Here is a 14905-nt window from a genome sequence, read left to right as displayed (position 1 = left end):
ACCCCAGCCTACGCTGGAGTGACGCCAAGAGAAGAAGCATGATGCACGCCTATCGCACCCATACTTGCGCCCAGCTCCGCGCCGCGGATGTCGGCACCTCGGTCAAGCTCAGCGGCTGGATCCACCGCAAGCGCGACCACGGCAATCTGCTGTTCGTCGATTTGCGCGACCATTACGGCATCACCCAGATCGTCACCGACAGCGACAGCCCGACGCACGCGGTGCTCGATAAACTGCGCGCCGAATTGGTCGTCACGATCACCGGTGACGTCGTAGCGCGCTCACCCGAGACGGTGAACGCGAACCTGCCCTCGGGCGAAATCGAAATCCGCGCGCGCGACGTGGTGGTGCAATCCGCCGCCAACGAACTGCCCATGCCGGTGTTCGGGGAGCAGGAGTATCCAGAGGATATCCGCCTGCGCTATCGCTTCCTCGATTTGCGGCGCGAGCGGCTGCACGCCAATGTGCTGCTGCGTTCGAACGTCATCTCGTCGCTGCGTCGGCGCATGATCGGGCAGGGCTTTACCGAATTCCAGACGCCGATCCTGACCGCATCCTCGCCCGAGGGCGCGCGCGACTATCTGGTGCCGAGCCGCGTTCATCCCGGCAAATTCTACGCGCTTCCGCAGGCGCCGCAGATGTTCAAGCAGTTGCTGATGGTCGCGGGCTTCGATCGATATTTTCAGATCGCACCGTGCTTCCGCGACGAAGACGCGCGCGCAGACCGCTCGCCCGGCGAATTCTACCAGCTCGATTTCGAAATGAGCTTCGTTACGCAGGACGATGTTTTTGCCGCGATCGAACCGGTGCTGCACGGTGTGTTCGAGGAATTCGCCGACTGGCAGGGCAAGGGCCGCACCGTCAGCGCGCTGCCGTTCAAGCGCATTCCCTACCGCGAATTGATGTTGAAATACGGCAATGACAAGCCCGATCTGCGCAACCCGATCCTGATCACCGACGTTTCGGAGCAGTTCAAAGGCTCGGGCTTCGGTCGTTTCGCGTCGATGGTCGAGGGCGGCGACGTCGTCCGCGCGATCCCGGCCCCCGGCACTGCCGAGAAGAGCCGCAAATTCTTCGACGAAATGAACAGCTGGGCACAGAGCGAGGGCTTCCCTGGGCTGGGCTATGCGACGCAGAAGGACGGCGTGTTCGGCGGCCCGATCGCCAACAATCACGGGCAGGAGGGGATGCAGGCAATCGCCGCCGCGCTCGGTATCGGCCCGAACGACGGCATCTTCTTCTCGGCCGGCAAGGAAGCACAGGCCGCCAAGCTCGCAGGCCTCGCGCGCACGCGGGTCGCTGATCAGCTCGGCCTGATCGACGAAAAGCGTTTCGAATTCTGCTGGATCGTCGATTTCCCGATGTTTGAATATGACGAGGACGCGAAGAAGGTCGATTTCAGCCACAACCCCTTCTCGATGCCGCAGGGCGAGATGGAAGCGCTGGAAACCAGGGATCCGCTCGATATCCTCGCGTACCAGTACGACATCGTCTGCAACGGTATCGAGCTGTCGAGCGGCGCCATCCGCAACCACAAGCCCGAGATCATGTACAAGGCGTTCGAGATCGCCGGGTACACCCAGGCCGATGTCGATCGCGATTTCGCCGGCATGATCAACGCCTTCAAATGCGGTGCCCCGCCGCACGGTGGCTCCGCGCCGGGCGTCGACCGCATCGTCATGCTGCTGGCGGACGAACCCAACATCCGCGAGGTCATCACTTTCCCGATGACCCAGAAGGCCGAAGACCTGATGATGGGCGCCCCGAACTTCGCGACGCCGAAGCAGTTGAAGGAACTCAACATCAAGGTGGTCAGCTGAATTTACTCCCCTCCCACTTGTGGGAGGGGCTGGGGGAGGGCATGTCTGGATTATGCCGGACATTGCGTTTACAGCCCCTCCCCTAGCCCCTCCCGCAAGCGGGAGGGGAATATGACCATCCAACTCTCCGACTACGAATCCGGCGACAAATACCCCGGCGATTACGACGCCGACCTTGCCGCGTTGCAAGAGCGGCTCTCCCACATCCAGGTCGCGCACATCGTGCACAAGAAGCGTGCGCTCGTGCTGTTCGAAGGCTGGGACGCGGCGGGGAAGGGCGGCATCATTCAGCGGCTCTGCGCCGAATGGGATCCGCGCAATTTCGAAGTGTGGCCGATCAAGGTCCCGACGCAGGACGAACTGGATCGGCACTTCCTCTGGCGCTTCTGGCAGAAATTGCCCGCCAACGGCGATATCGCGGTGTTCGATCGCAGCTGGTACGGACGCGTGCTGGTCGAGCGAGTCGAGGGCTATGCCAAGGAAGCCGAGTGGAAGCGCGGCTATGACGAGATCAACGAATTCGAGGCGCAACAGGCCGATGCCGGGACGACGATCGTCAAGCTGTTCGTCCATGTGACGCAAAAGCAGCAGGACAAACGTCTGGCAGCGCGGCTAGAACATCCGTGGAAGCGCTGGAAAACCGGCGCGGAGGATTATCGCAACCGTGCGAAGCGCGAGCAGTATCTCGACGCGATGCACGAGATGTTCAAACGCACCGACACGCGTTGGGCCCCTTGGGTAGTGATCGACGGCAATGACAAGAAGGCCGCTCGGATCGCCGCACTGACCGCGATCGCGGAGCGGCTGGAGGCGCATATCGATATGACGCCGCCAGAACTCGATCCCGAAGTCGATAAGATCGCGCGGGACGCTTTGGGGCTGTAACAGCCACCTTCCGTTCGCCCTGAGCCTGTCGAAGGGCTGCTTGCCGCAGCCACCGCGCTTTGTGAGGCACGCAAGGCTTAGACAAGCTCAGCCCGATCGGGGGGTGGTGTCTCCAGATACCCTTCTTAAACCCAGAGTAAAACGACCGGCACCACGGTCCCCAGCACCAGCAACACGATCGACACGCGCCGCATCGATCGGTTGGCGAGCGCGATCACGATGCCCATCACCGTCGAAACCGCCAGTGCGATCGACAGCAGCACCACGAAAATCTTGAGCGGCAGCGGGGAAGGGCGCTTCGGCCCGGTTCGGGGCGCCTCTGCGCGCGGCTTCACCGCCTCGCCCGGCGCCCTGGGCTTTTCCGCACGCTTTTCGCGCGGCGGACCTTGATCCTTGTGGACGCTGGCCAGCCAGACGATCCAATTGGGCGGCGTGCCCCCGTAGCCCCGCGCTTCCTGCAGGCGGAAGGTCTGCAACGCGCCGCTGATCGCAAACAAGAGGATCATCGGCGCGAAGAACAGGCCAAGGTAATGGTGATACCGCCGCAGCAGCCGGAGCGTGTTTGGTCTCATGCCGTCACGCTACGCCATCGCCCGCTATGCGGCAATCACCGGATCAGGCCGGTGCGAACGCGCCGCTATCGTCCATCAGGTGCAGCACGCCGTCGGCAATCGCGAAGTACGCGCCGCGCAGGCGCAACGTGCCCGCCGCCTCGCGTTCGACGATGCCGGGGAAGGTGCGCAGATTGGCGATGCTGACGCGCACCGTTTCCAGTTCCATCGCACGCACGGCTTCCGGCCCGGTGCCATGTTCGGCGATCACGCGGTCGCGCGCCTCGTCCAGAATATCGACCCAATGCGCGATGAAGCCGCCTTCGCCCGGTGCCTTGCCGTCGAAGGCATGGGTGAGCGCGGCATGCACGCCGCCGCACGAGCCATGGCCCATCACGACGATTTCGGACACCTTGAGCTGCGTCACCGCGAATTCGAGCGCAGCCGACACGCCGTGCCGCGTCCCGTCATTCTCGAATGGCGGCACCAGATTGGCGACGTTGCGCACGACGAAAATCTCGCCGGGCGAGGTATCGAACACCTGCGCCGGATCGACGCGGCTGTCGGAGCAGCCGATGATCATGATCTTCGGGCTCTGCCCTTCGGACAGTTCGGCCCAGCGCGCGCGCTGACGCGTCCAGTCGGTATCACGAAAGCGGCCATAGCCAGCGAGCAGTTCGGTAAAATCAGCCATCCCCGCGCTCTACGGGCGAGAGGGAGGGGCTGGCAAGCGCGCGCTTCAATCGCTATCTGCGCTGTCATGAACGAGATGTCCCCGCTCGCCCGTCCGCCCCGAGAGCGCAAGCCAGACTGGATCCGGGTCAAGGCACCGGGCGGCTCCGCCTTTGCCGAGACCAAGGCAATGATGCGCCGCCTCAACCTCAACACCGTGTGCGAAGAGGCGGCGTGCCCCAATATCGGCGAGTGCTGGACCAAGAAGCACGCGACGGTGATGATCCTGGGCGACACCTGCACCCGAGCCTGCGCGTTCTGCAACGTGAAGACCGGGATGCCGCGCGCAGTCGATGCACTGGAGCCGCAGCATACCGCCGATGCCGCTGCCGAACTCGGCCTCGAACATATCGTCATCACCTCGGTTGATCGTGACGATCTGCCCGATGGCGGGGCGTCGCAATTCGTGAAGGTGATCCAGGCGCTCCGCCGCACCACGCCCAACACGACGATCGAAATCCTGACCCCCGATTTCCGCAACAAGGCACAGGCCGCGATCGAATCGATCGTCGAGGCGGGGCCGGACGTTTACAACCACAACCTCGAAACCGTACCGCGGCTGTACCCGACGATCCGGCCCGGTGCCCGCTATTACGCGTCGCTGCGCCTGCTGGAGAGCGTGAAGCGCCACGACCCGCGTATCTTTACCAAGTCGGGCGTGATGCTCGGGCTGGGCGAGGAACGGCTCGAAGTGCATCAGGTGATGGACGACATGCGCTCCGCCGAGATCGATTTCCTGACGATGGGGCAATATCTGCAGCCGACGCCGCGCCATGCGAAGGTGATCGATTTCGTCACGCCCGCGACCTTCGACGCGTATGCGGCGATTGCCCGCGCAAAGGGCTTCCTGCTCGTCGCGGCGTCGCCGCTGACGCGGTCGAGCTACCACGCGGGCGACGACTTTGCCCGGATGCGGGCGGCACGCGAGGCGAAACTTGCCAAGGCATAACGAAACGCGCCGATTGCCGTACACGCCCGAGCAGATGTTCGACCTGGTCGCAGATGTCGGTCGTTACCCGGAGTTTCTGCCCTGGGTCTCGGCAATCCGCGTGCGCTCGAACAGCGACACGCAATTGGTCGCCGACATGATCGTCGGGTTCAAGGGCTTGCGCGAGACGTTCACCTCGAAGGTCGACAAGGAAAGGCCCAACCGCATCCATGTCGAATATCTCGACGGGCCGCTCAAATATCTGCGCAACGATTGGGTTTTTCGCCCCGATCCCACGGGTTGCGCGGTCGATTTCACGGTCGATTTCGCCTTCAAGAACCGCGTGTTCGAAATGCTGGCGGGCCAGGTGTTCGGCACGGCCCTGCGCAAGATGATCGGCGCGTTCGAGGATCGCGCCGCCGTGCTTTACGGTGCCTCGTCGTCTGCCTCGGGTTCGGGCGGCATCAGCAGTTCGAGCGCGCACAGCGCCGCCTGAAGCCGCACCCCGCCGCGACCGAGATCGCCGAAATCCTTGCGATCGGCGACGACATTGCCCGGGTCGGCCCCACGCTCGGCGCGTGCGAACACAACCGTCCCGACTGGTTTTTTCTCGCTGCCGCCACCCGGCCCGGCCACGCCGGTGATGGCGACAGCCACGTCGGCCCCGCTCGCCTCCAACGCGCCCTGGGCCATGCTCCACGCGGTTGCGACCGACACCGCGCCGAACGTCTCCAGCACGTCCGCGCTGACGCGCAGCATCTCCATCTTGGCGTCGTTGGAATAGGTCACGAAGCCGCATTCGAACATCTCGGAGGAACCCGGAATCTCGGTGATCGCCGCCGCGACCAACCCGCCGGTGCAGCTTTCCGCCAGCGACACCCGCCGTCCGGCAGCGAGATTCGCGGCGACTACGCCGCGCGCGGCCTCGACCAGTTCTGCAGGCAGGATCGTGTCCATCATCGCGTCTCCGGCACGCGCACCGTCGCGGCAGCTTGCGCGGCGATACCCTCGCCACGCCCGGTGAAGCCGAGCCGCTCGGTCGTCGTCGCCTTGATGCTGACCTGATCCGGATCAAGCTGCAAGAGCGCGGCGATGCGATCGCGCATGGCGATGCGGTGCGGGCCGATCTTTGGCGCTTCGCAGATGATCGTGAGGTCGATGAAGTCGATGATCCCGCCGCGCGCCGTGATCAGCGATGCGGCGTGCTGCAGGAACTTGGCCGAATCGGCCCCGCGCCACTGCGGATCGCTCGGCGGGAAGTGCGTGCCGATATCGCCCGCCGCGATCGTGCCGAGCAGCGCGTCGGTAATCGCGTGGAGCGCCACGTCAGCATCGCTATGCCCCGACAAGCCCTTGTCGTGCGGGATCAGGACGCCGCCGAGCCATAACTCCTCGCCAGCCTCCAACCGGTGCACGTCGAAGCCGGTCGCCGTACGGACGCGCATCGTTGCGGTCATACGCGCGTCGGCTGCGGCGAAATCGGCGGGGTGGGTAATCTTTTCGAGCATCGGATCTCCTTCGACCAAGGCCACGCTACCGCCGCCTGCGCGGACCATCTGCGCATCGTCGGTCGGCTCTTCGCCGGACCAGTTGCGGTGCGCCTTAAGCGCGGCTTCGTAGCGAAACGCTTGGGGCGTCTGAATGCGGTAAAGGCTGTCGCGCGAGACGGTCTCGCCGAGCGCTGCGTCGCCGCGCGCGAGGGTGTCGGCGACGGGCAGGGCGGGGACTGCGCCATCATGATCGTCCAGTGCTGCGATGAGCCGGTCGATGACGTCCGCTGACAAGAACGGGCGGGCCGCGTCATGAATCAGCACGCGCTCGATATGTCTCCCCTCCGTCACCCCGGCCTGGTGCCGGGGTCCACCGTGGTTCACGACCTCCGCTTGCACGTCTTGCGGCAAGGCGGAGCCCGGCACAGGGCCGGGGCGACGGGTGGGGGCGGCGAGCGCCTCCAATCCCGCGAGCACCGACATCCGCCGCGTCGCGCCGCCGGTCACATGTTCGGCCTCGCCGACCGCATCCTGCAACGCCGCTTCCTGCCCGGCACCAATCACAACGACCACCCGGTCGATCGCCGGATGCGCCGTCAGCGCGGCATAGCTGTGCGCCAGCACCGCCTTGCCGCCGATCGGCACATATTGCTTGGGCACCGCGCTGCCCGAGCGCGTTCCGGTGCCAGCGGCAACGATGATGGCGGCAGTCTTTCCCCTGTTCATGGGCGTGCGCCTAGCCCAAGCCGCGCGGCACCGCCAGAGTGTCTCCGCCGCAACCTTGCCGCGATCGGCCGGTTCCCCTATAGGCTGCCTGTTTTTCAGGCAGACTAATCCCGTGACCCCTCGCACCCTTGCCCCGCTTCAGATCGGCCCGGTGACGATCGCCTCGCCGGTGATCCTCGCGCCGATGACCGGCGTCACCGACATGCCCTTCCGCACGCTCGTGCGGCGCTATGGCTCGGGTCTTAACGTGACCGAGATGGTCGCCAGCCAGGCCGCGATTCGCGAAACGCGCCAGTCGCTGCAAAAGGCGGCGTGGCACCCGATCGAAGACCCCGTCTCGATGCAGCTGGTCGGCTGCACGCCGTATGAGATGGGCGAGGCGGCAAAGCTGAGCGAGGATCGTGGTGCTGCGATCATCGACATCAACATGGGCTGCCCGGTCCGAAAGGTGACCAATGGCGATGCGGGCTCCGCGCTGATGCGCGACCTCGATATGGCGGCTGCGATTATCAAGGGCGTGGTCGATGCGGTCAGCGTGCCGGTCACGTTGAAGATGCGGATGGGCTGGGACCATTCCAGCCTCAACGCGCCGCAGCTCGCGCAAATCGCACAGGACCTCGGCGTCAAGCTCGTAACCGTCCACGGCCGCACCCGTAATCAGATGTATAAGGGCAATGCCGACTGGGCGTTCATCCGCACCGTCAAGGACGCGGTGTCCATCCCGGTCATCGCCAACGGCGACATCTGCTCGATCGAGGATGCGGAACGTGCGCTCGAACTGTCGGGTGCCGATGGCGTAATGATCGGGCGCGGATCATACGGCCGCCCGTGGTTGCTTGGTCAGGTGGTGGAGTGGTTTGCCCATGGCCGCCGCGTTGCAGATCCATCGATCGAAGAACAATATTCCGTAATCGCAGAGCATTACGATGCGATGCTCAGCCATTATGGCATCGAAACCGGCGTCAACATGGCGCGCAAGCATATCGGCTGGTACACGCGCGGTCTCCACGGCTCGGCCGAATTCCGCAATCGCGTCAATCAGATCGCCGATCACAAGGTCGTGCAGGCGATGCTCGCCGAATTCTACGCCCCCTGGTGCAGCCGCGCTGCGGCGTGAGCGAGGCCGGGGTGGATCGGAGCGGCGCGCCTGATTTCAACGATCTTTTCGCCGCACTGCCCGTTGCGGTGTTGGTGATCGATCCGCAGACCCGCGTTGCGCACGCTAATGCTGAAGCCGAGGCGCTGCTCAACCTCTCCGAACGCGCGATGGTGGGGCAAACACTCGCCTCCGTTCTGCAGGTGCCCGAAGAGCAGAACCCGCGCGACAATCACGGCCTGTCCGCCTTCGATACCGAGATCGCGTTGCGCCGCGGCGGTAAGATACGCGTGGATTATATCGAGACGTTGATCGCGGACCATCCCGGCTGGCGGGCGATCACGCTGCACCATGCCGCCACCTCGCGGCGGATGGGCCATAGCGCCGATCGCGCCGCCGCCGCCCGCGCCGCGATCGGCGCTGCGGCGATGCTGGCGCATGAGATCAAGAACCCGCTTTCGGGCATTCGCGGTGCGGCGCAATTGCTGTCCGGCGGGAAGGGGGCGGAGGAGCTGACGACGCTCATCACGACCGAGGTCGACCGCATCGCCGCGCTGATCGACCGGATGCAGGATTTCACCGACACGCGCCCGCTGAAACTGGCGCCGGAGAATATCTATCCCTTGCTCGACCACGCTCGCCGCGTCGCGTTGGCCGGGTTCGGACGGCATGTCACGATCGAGGAACGCTTCGATCCCTCGCTGCCGCCGGTGCTGCTCGATCGCGATGCCACGCTGCAGGTCGTGCTCAACCTGCTCAAGAATGCGAGCGAGGCGGTGCGCGATCAGGCCGATGGACGCATTACGCTGGCGACGGCATATCGCCACGGCATGGCAATTTCACCGGGGCCGGGCAAGCCGCGCACCCCGCTGCCGATCGAGATTTGCGTGATCGACAACGGCCCCGGCCCGCCCGCCGACATCGCCGAGCATCTGTTCGACCCGTTCATTTCAGGCAAGCCCGAGGGGCAGGGGCTTGGCCTCGCGCTCGTCGACAAATTGGTGCGCGACATGGGCGGCATCATCCAGTTCGCCCGCGAAGGAAATCCGCCGATGACGGTCTTTCGAATCATGCTGCCTCGCGGCCTTCAAAAGGGCGGAACCGCGTGACCCGCACCGGACGTATCCTGGTCATCGACGATGACGCCGCGATCCGCACCGTGGTCGGGCAAGCGCTGAAGCGCGACGGGCACCGGGTTACCACGGCTGCCACGATCGCCGAGGCGGAGGTGCAACTGGCCGCCACGCCGCCGGATGTCCTGATCAGCGATGTCGTGCTCCCCGACGGCAACGGCCTCGATCTGGTCGATCGCGTCGTGCGCGCGCAGCCCGGCCTGCCGGTCATCATCCTGTCGGCGCAGAACACCCTGACCACCGCCGTGCGCGCGACGGAGGTCGGCGCGTTCGACTATCTGCCAAAGCCATTCGATCTCGATGTCCTGTCGCGCACCGTACAGAGCGCGCTCGCGCGTGGATCGGGCGGAGTGATCGAGCCGATCGACGCCGACGACACCGCGCTCCCGCTGATCGGCCGCAGCCCCGCGATGCAGGACGTGTACCGCATCATCGCCCGCGTCGTGTCGAACGACCTGACCGTGCTGGTGTCGGGCGAATCGGGCACGGGCAAGGAATTGGTCGCGCGCGCGATCCACGACCTCGGGCCGCGCCGCCGCTCACCTTTCATCGCGCTCAATATGGCGGCAATCCCGCGCGAACTGATCGAGGCGGAGCTATTCGGCCACGAACGCGGTGCCTTTACCGGCGCGCAGGCGCGCTCGGCCGGGCGGTTCGAACAAGCCGCGGGTGGCACGCTGTTCCTCGACGAAATCGGCGATATGCCGATGGAGGCGCAAACCCGGCTGCTGCGCGTGCTGCAATCGGGTGAATTTACCACGGTCGGTGGCGCACGCACGATCCGCGCGGATGTGCGCATCGTCGCCGCGACCAATCGCGACCTTTCCGCCCTCGTCGCAGGCGGCCAGTTTCGCGAGGATCTGTTCTATCGCCTCAATGTCGTGCCGGTCACGCTGCCCGCCTTGCGCGGCCGGCGGCAGGACATCCCGCTCCTTGCACGGCACTTCCTCGATCGTGCAGCCGAGGACGGCTTGCCGCGCAAGCAGCTCGGTCCCGATGCGATCGCGGTGCTGGAGGCCTATGATTGGCCGGGCAACGTCCGCGAGCTTGAGAATATGATGCGGCGCGTCGCCGTCCTGGCGCGCGATGACCGGATCGATGCGGACGAGATCCGCGCCATGCTGGGCGGTGCGGCAAGTGGCGTCATGCCGTCGCGGTCGGCAGCGGGCGACGCAGGCATCGAGGCGGCAATCCGCGCACGGATCGAGCGGCTGGCGATCGAGGAACCCGCCGCTCTCGACGACGGAACGCTGTACGACCGCATCATCGCAGAGGTGGAACGGCCCTTGATCGAGGCGCTGCTTGCGCGCCACGGCCAGAACCAGTTGCGTGCGGCGCGGGCGCTTGGTATAAATAGAAACACTTTAAGAAAGCGATTGACGAACTTAGATATCATACAGTGAAGGAGTGCGAATGATGTTCGTTAGTCTATTGGCCATTTTATTGCTTGGGTCGCCTCAGCAAAACACAACACATCATCCCGACGCCACCCCCTTCACGTTATCAAATGGTGTCACAATTTGGTATACTTCTTATACTGCTAACTCGAACGGAACTATCACATTTATTCTAGAGGACGGCTCCAGATTTACCTATGTTCCGCAAAGAATTACGCCTAATCCTCGATTAAATCCGGGACAAAATTAGTATCAGCTTTTGCCTGTGTTTCTCGAGGTGGTTCATCGGTTCATATTTTGCTCTAAATTTCTGCTAGATGAATCTGCCAGGTGGCGATGTTTAAGCATTCACCAAAAAAAGGTGGGGTCGAACGGACTTCCCGCCTATCGTGACGCGAACGCGTCTTTTGTGTGTTTTCTGGGCAACGGTTGTGTTGTACGAATGCCACGATGGACGATTCGTCGGCTTTGAGTTTGTTGCAGAGTCGCGAGAGGGGCCGCTTCACCCTTGCATCGTTCGCTGAGTTGGGCGTCCTTTTGATCGCCGTCGGCATTGCGGTCGGCAGCTATTTTGTTATTTCGGCGGGCACCGGCCCTCAAAAGATACTGACCCCGCCGGTCGTCGCGCTGCTACTCGTCGCTAATCTGCTGCCCGGGATAGCCTTGCTGGTGTTGATCGGGCGACGGGTGGCAATGCGCCGCGCCGCTCGCTCGCCAATTGGGGGACGAGCCCGATTGCACGTCCGGCTGGTCGCGCTGTTCTCGGTAATCGCCGCGGTGCCGACCCTGTTTGTTGTCGTTTTCGCCTCGCTGCTGTTTCAATATGGCGTGCAATTCTGGTATTCCGATCAGGCGCGGAGCATGATCGAGAATGCGACCGGCATCGCGACGACATCCTACGAACAGATGCTTCACCGGTGGCAGGATGCAACGGTGACATCCGCCAACGCGATTTCGCAGGATTTCGTCGGTCCAGATTTCGTCGAACAGACCAAATCCCCGCAGTTCGTCGCCTATTTCAATCGGGAGATTTTCTTCCGTAGCCTGTCTGACGGGTTCCTCTTCGTCTATTCGTCCGGCGGAAAGTTTCAGGAAATTGCCAGCCTGAATCCCGATGGGCTCGATCTCGCGCAAGAAGTGTCGCCGGGGGATATCGCGCGGGTCGAGCGTGAGGTGCCGAGCATAACGACAGTAAAGGGCAATCGAATCAAGACGCTGACGATGCTGCCGGGCACCACCAATGTCTTTTATCTCACCGTAGCAATATCGGACGTGCGCGTGATGGAAGCGCAATCGCGGCGCAGCGTGGCGCTGCTGTCGAGCTACCGCGATCTGCTCGTGCGCTCGCAATCGCTACAACTCAAATTCAATGCCGCCTTGCTGGCAATCTCGCTTTTGATCGTCGCGATCGCGGTGTGGATCGCACTTGAAGCAGCCGACCGGCTGGTGCGCCCGGTCGGCGAACTGGTCGGCGCAGCGCAGCGCGTGGCGGGCGGTGACCTGACCGCGCGCGTTCCAGAGCCCGAGGTGAAGGACGAAATCGGCACGCTCGGCAACGCCTTCAACCAGATGACCGAGCGGCTCCAGGCGCAGACGAGTGCGCTGGAAAGCCGCCGTGCGCTGATCGAGGCGGTGATGTCGGGGGTTTCGGCCGGGATCATCTCGGTCGGGCCGGACGGCGTCATCCGCCTGATCAACAGCTCCGCCATCGCCTTGCTCGACGGCGCGAACGATCTGCCCGTGGGGAAGCCTCTCGCCGCGATTTCGCCCGAACTTGCGGCTATGCTCGGCACTGGCGATCGCGAGGCGATCGTCGAGCTGGGCGCGGGCAATGAAGCCCGCACGCTGGCGGTTAAGGCGACGCGCGCCGCCGAAGGCCCGATCCTGACCTTCGACGACATAACCGGCCAGTTGCTCGATCAACGCCGCGCCGCCTGGTCCGACGTCGCCCGCCGCATCGCGCATGAGATCAAGAACCCGCTGACCCCGATCCAGCTCGCCGCCGAACGCCTGCAGCGTCGCTATGGCAAGCAGATCGACGCCGACGACACGACCTTCGCCCGCCTGACCGACACGATCATCCGCCAGGTCGGCGATCTGCGCCGCATGGTCGATGAATTCTCCTCCTTCGCGCGGATGCCCAAGCCGGTGTTCCGCAGCGAGTTGCTGGTCGATATCGCGCGCCAAACGCTGTTCCTGCACGAAGTGGCGCATCCCAGCATCGCGTTCAGCCTGGCCTTCGACGATCCCGGCCCGGCGCTGGTGTGCGATCGCCGCCAGATCGGCCAGGCGCTGACCAACATCGTCAAGAACGCGGTCGAAGCGGTCGAGGCCAATCTCGACGGGCGCGAGGCGAGCATCGCCATGACGCTGAGCGAGGATGGCGGCCGCACGATCGTGACCGTCGCCGATAGCGGAATTGGCCTGCCCGCCGCGCGCGACCGCATTGTCGAGCCCTATGTCACCACCCGCGCCCGCGGGACCGGGTTGGGCCTGGCGATCGTCAAGAAGATCGTCGAGGAGCATTTTGGCACGATGACCTTTGGCGATCGCCCCGGTGGCGGCACGATCGTGACGATTTGCTTCGATGCCACGATGCTGGCCAATCTCGACAGTGGCAGCGACGACCAGACAACGGGCCAAGGCGGAGGCGATGGGGGCAGCGCTTCCGCCCTGACCGCCCCGCGTACCCCTGAACTTCAACAGAACCGGACCTGAAGCCATGCCCCTCGACATCCTCGTCGTCGATGACGAACGCGATATTCGCGATCTGGTCGCCGGTGTCCTCGAAGATGAGGGCTATGGCGCCCGTACCGCTGCCGACAGCGACTCGGCGCTGGAGGCGATTTCGGTCCGCCGCCCGTCGCTGGTGCTGCTCGATGTGTGGCTGCAGGGGTCGCGGCTGGATGGGCTGGAACTGCTCGATGAGATCAAGCGCCGCGATTCCTCGATCCCGGTGCTGATGATCTCTGGGCACGGCAATCTCGATACTGCGGTCGCCGCGATCCGGCGCGGTGCGGCCGATTTCATCGAAAAACCGTTCGAGGCGGAACGCTTGCTGCTGATGGTCGCCCGCGCGACCGAGACCGAACGGCTGCGCCGCGAAGTTGCCTCCCTACGCGCCGTGGTGGGACGCGATACCGATTTGACCGGCAATTCCGGCGCGATCAACGGCGTCCGCGCGACGTTGAAGCGGGTCGCCTCGACCGGCAGCCGCGTGCTCATCATGGGCTCGGCCGGTGTCGGCAAGGAGGTTGCGGCGCGCCTGCTGCACGGCTGGAGCCAGCGCGCCGAGGCACCGTTCGTCGTCGTCAACGCCGCCCGCATGACCCCCGAACGCGTCGAGGAGGAACTGTTCGGGGCAGAGGAGGGGGGCAGCTCGTCCGCTCCGGCCTGCTCGAACAGGCGCATGGCGGCACGCTGTTCCTTGACGAGATCGCGGACATGCCGCTGGCCACGCAGGGCCGCATCCTGCGCGTGCTGACGGAACAGAGCTTCAGCCGCGTCGGCGGGCAGCGCGTGGTAAAGGTGGATGTGCGCGTCGTCTCCGCCACGGCGCGCGATCTGACGCACGAGATTGCCGAAGGGCGGTTCCGCGAGGACCTCTATTACCGGCTCAACGTGGTGCCGGTGGCGATCCCCGGCCTCGCCGAACGGCGCGAGGATATCCCGGCGCTGGTCGATCATTTCATGGCGCATTACGCCAACGAACGCCGCGTGCCGACGCCCGCGATCACGCCCGAGGCGATGGTCGCGCTGCAGAATTACGAATGGCCCGGCAACGTGCGGCAGCTCCGCAACGTGGTCGAACGCACGATCATCATGGCACCGGGGGACCGGATCGGCCGGATCGAGCTCGATATGCTGCCGGCCGAAATTCTCGGCGATCCGGGCGAAATCGGTGGTGGCGCAACCGCGATCATGGGCGCTCCCTTGCGTGAGGCGCGCGAGACCTTCGAACGCGAATATCTGCGCGTCCAGATCCGGCGTTTCTCGGGCAATATCTCGCGCACCGCCAACTTCATCGGGATGGAGCGATCGGCGCTGCACCGGAAATTGAAGCTGTTAGGGATCACTGAAGGGCGCGACGAGTAGCGGGGAAGGAGCGCTGGCGGGGCGATCATTTCCGCTGTCCTACAACCCCGCC

12 protein-coding genes and 1 pseudogene are annotated in these 14905 nt (G+C 64.5%); 9 read left to right on the top strand and 4 right to left on the bottom strand.

The genetic code is table 11. From position 1 onward, the window contains the following. The first annotated feature begins 41 nt into the window (after positions 1 to 41). Together aspS and AB5I39_RS16940 are read left to right on the top strand one after the other, a co-directional pair. Positions 42 to 1820: an aspartate--tRNA ligase gene (gene aspS, locus AB5I39_RS16945; RefSeq protein WP_404374219.1), complete on the top strand. Its 1779-nt coding sequence runs from the start codon at positions 42 to 44 to the stop codon at positions 1818 to 1820. Between the two features lie 111 nt (positions 1821 to 1931). After that, positions 1932 to 2705, top strand: a complete 774-nt coding sequence (locus tag AB5I39_RS16940; RefSeq protein WP_404369542.1) for a polyphosphate kinase 2 family protein — start codon at positions 1932 to 1934, stop codon at positions 2703 to 2705. Positions 2706 to 2830: 125 nt separating this feature from the next. On the opposite strand, the gene AB5I39_RS16935 is transcribed toward AB5I39_RS16940, so the two are convergent. Both AB5I39_RS16935 and AB5I39_RS16930 read right to left on the bottom strand, forming a co-directional pair. Then, positions 2831 to 3277 carry a hypothetical protein gene (locus AB5I39_RS16935; RefSeq protein WP_404369539.1) on the bottom strand — a complete coding sequence of 149 codons (447 nt, stop codon included), beginning with the start codon at positions 3275 to 3277 and terminating at the stop codon, positions 2831 to 2833. A 43-nt stretch (positions 3278 to 3320) separates the two neighbouring features. Beyond that, positions 3321 to 3950 (bottom strand): carbonic anhydrase, encoded by a 630-nt coding sequence (locus AB5I39_RS16930; protein WP_404369536.1) that lies wholly within the window; start codon positions 3948 to 3950, stop codon positions 3321 to 3323. A gap of 66 nt (positions 3951 to 4016) precedes the next feature. Between AB5I39_RS16930 and lipA the strand changes: the two genes are divergently transcribed. Then, a complete protein-coding gene (gene lipA, locus AB5I39_RS16925; RefSeq protein WP_404369533.1) occupies positions 4017 to 4937 on the top strand; it encodes a lipoyl synthase in 921 nt (306 codons plus the stop codon). Further along, a complete protein-coding gene (locus AB5I39_RS16920) occupies positions 4924 to 5412 on the top strand; it encodes a type II toxin-antitoxin system RatA family toxin (protein ID WP_404369530.1) in 489 nt (162 codons plus the stop codon). The genes lipA and AB5I39_RS16920 overlap by 14 nt, the downstream gene beginning before the upstream one ends. Here the strand turns inward: AB5I39_RS16920 and AB5I39_RS16915 are convergent. Together AB5I39_RS16915 and ispF are read right to left on the bottom strand one after the other, a co-directional pair. Then, positions 5343 to 5873 (bottom strand): CinA family protein, encoded by a 531-nt coding sequence (locus AB5I39_RS16915; protein ID WP_404374217.1) that lies wholly within the window; start codon positions 5871 to 5873, stop codon positions 5343 to 5345. The genes AB5I39_RS16920 and AB5I39_RS16915 overlap by 70 nt on opposite strands. Next, on the bottom strand, positions 5873 to 7132 hold the full coding sequence (gene ispF, locus AB5I39_RS16910; RefSeq protein ID WP_404369527.1) for a 2-C-methyl-D-erythritol 2,4-cyclodiphosphate synthase: 1260 nt from the start codon (positions 7130 to 7132) through the stop codon (positions 5873 to 5875). The genes AB5I39_RS16915 and ispF overlap by 1 nt, the downstream gene beginning before the upstream one ends. Positions 7133 to 7244: 112 nt before the next feature. Here ispF and dusB point away from each other — a divergent pair, with 112 nt between their 5' ends. From dusB to AB5I39_RS16885, 5 genes and pseudogenes are all read left to right on the top strand, one after another. Next, positions 7245 to 8249, top strand: a complete 1005-nt coding sequence (dusB, locus tag AB5I39_RS16905; protein WP_404369524.1) for a tRNA dihydrouridine synthase DusB — start codon at positions 7245 to 7247, stop codon at positions 8247 to 8249. Further along, positions 8225 to 9337 carry a nitrogen regulation protein NR(II) gene (locus tag AB5I39_RS16900; protein WP_404374215.1) on the top strand — a complete coding sequence of 371 codons (1113 nt, stop codon included), beginning with the start codon at positions 8225 to 8227 and terminating at the stop codon, positions 9335 to 9337. The genes dusB and AB5I39_RS16900 overlap by 25 nt, the downstream gene beginning before the upstream one ends. Beyond that, positions 9334 to 10764, top strand: coding sequence for a nitrogen regulation protein NR(I) (ntrC, locus tag AB5I39_RS16895; protein WP_404369521.1), 1431 nt, complete (start codon positions 9334 to 9336; stop codon positions 10762 to 10764). Before AB5I39_RS16900 ends, ntrC begins: the two co-directional genes overlap by 4 nt. 444 nt (positions 10765 to 11208) lie before the next feature. Beyond that, a complete protein-coding gene (locus AB5I39_RS16890) occupies positions 11209 to 13476 on the top strand; it encodes an ATP-binding protein (RefSeq protein WP_404369518.1) in 2268 nt (755 codons plus the stop codon). Between the two features lie 4 nt (positions 13477 to 13480). Continuing rightward, positions 13481 to 14853, top strand: a pseudogene (locus AB5I39_RS16885) (sigma-54-dependent transcriptional regulator). Positions 14854 to 14905: the final 52 nt, after the last annotated feature.

The organism is Sphingomonas sp. MMS24-J45 (assembly GCF_044881195.1).
Classification (GTDB): domain Bacteria; phylum Pseudomonadota; class Alphaproteobacteria; order Sphingomonadales; family Sphingomonadaceae; genus Sphingomonas.
Note: the sequence above shows the minus strand (reverse complement) of the source record. Positions and strands in the feature narration are given on the sequence as shown.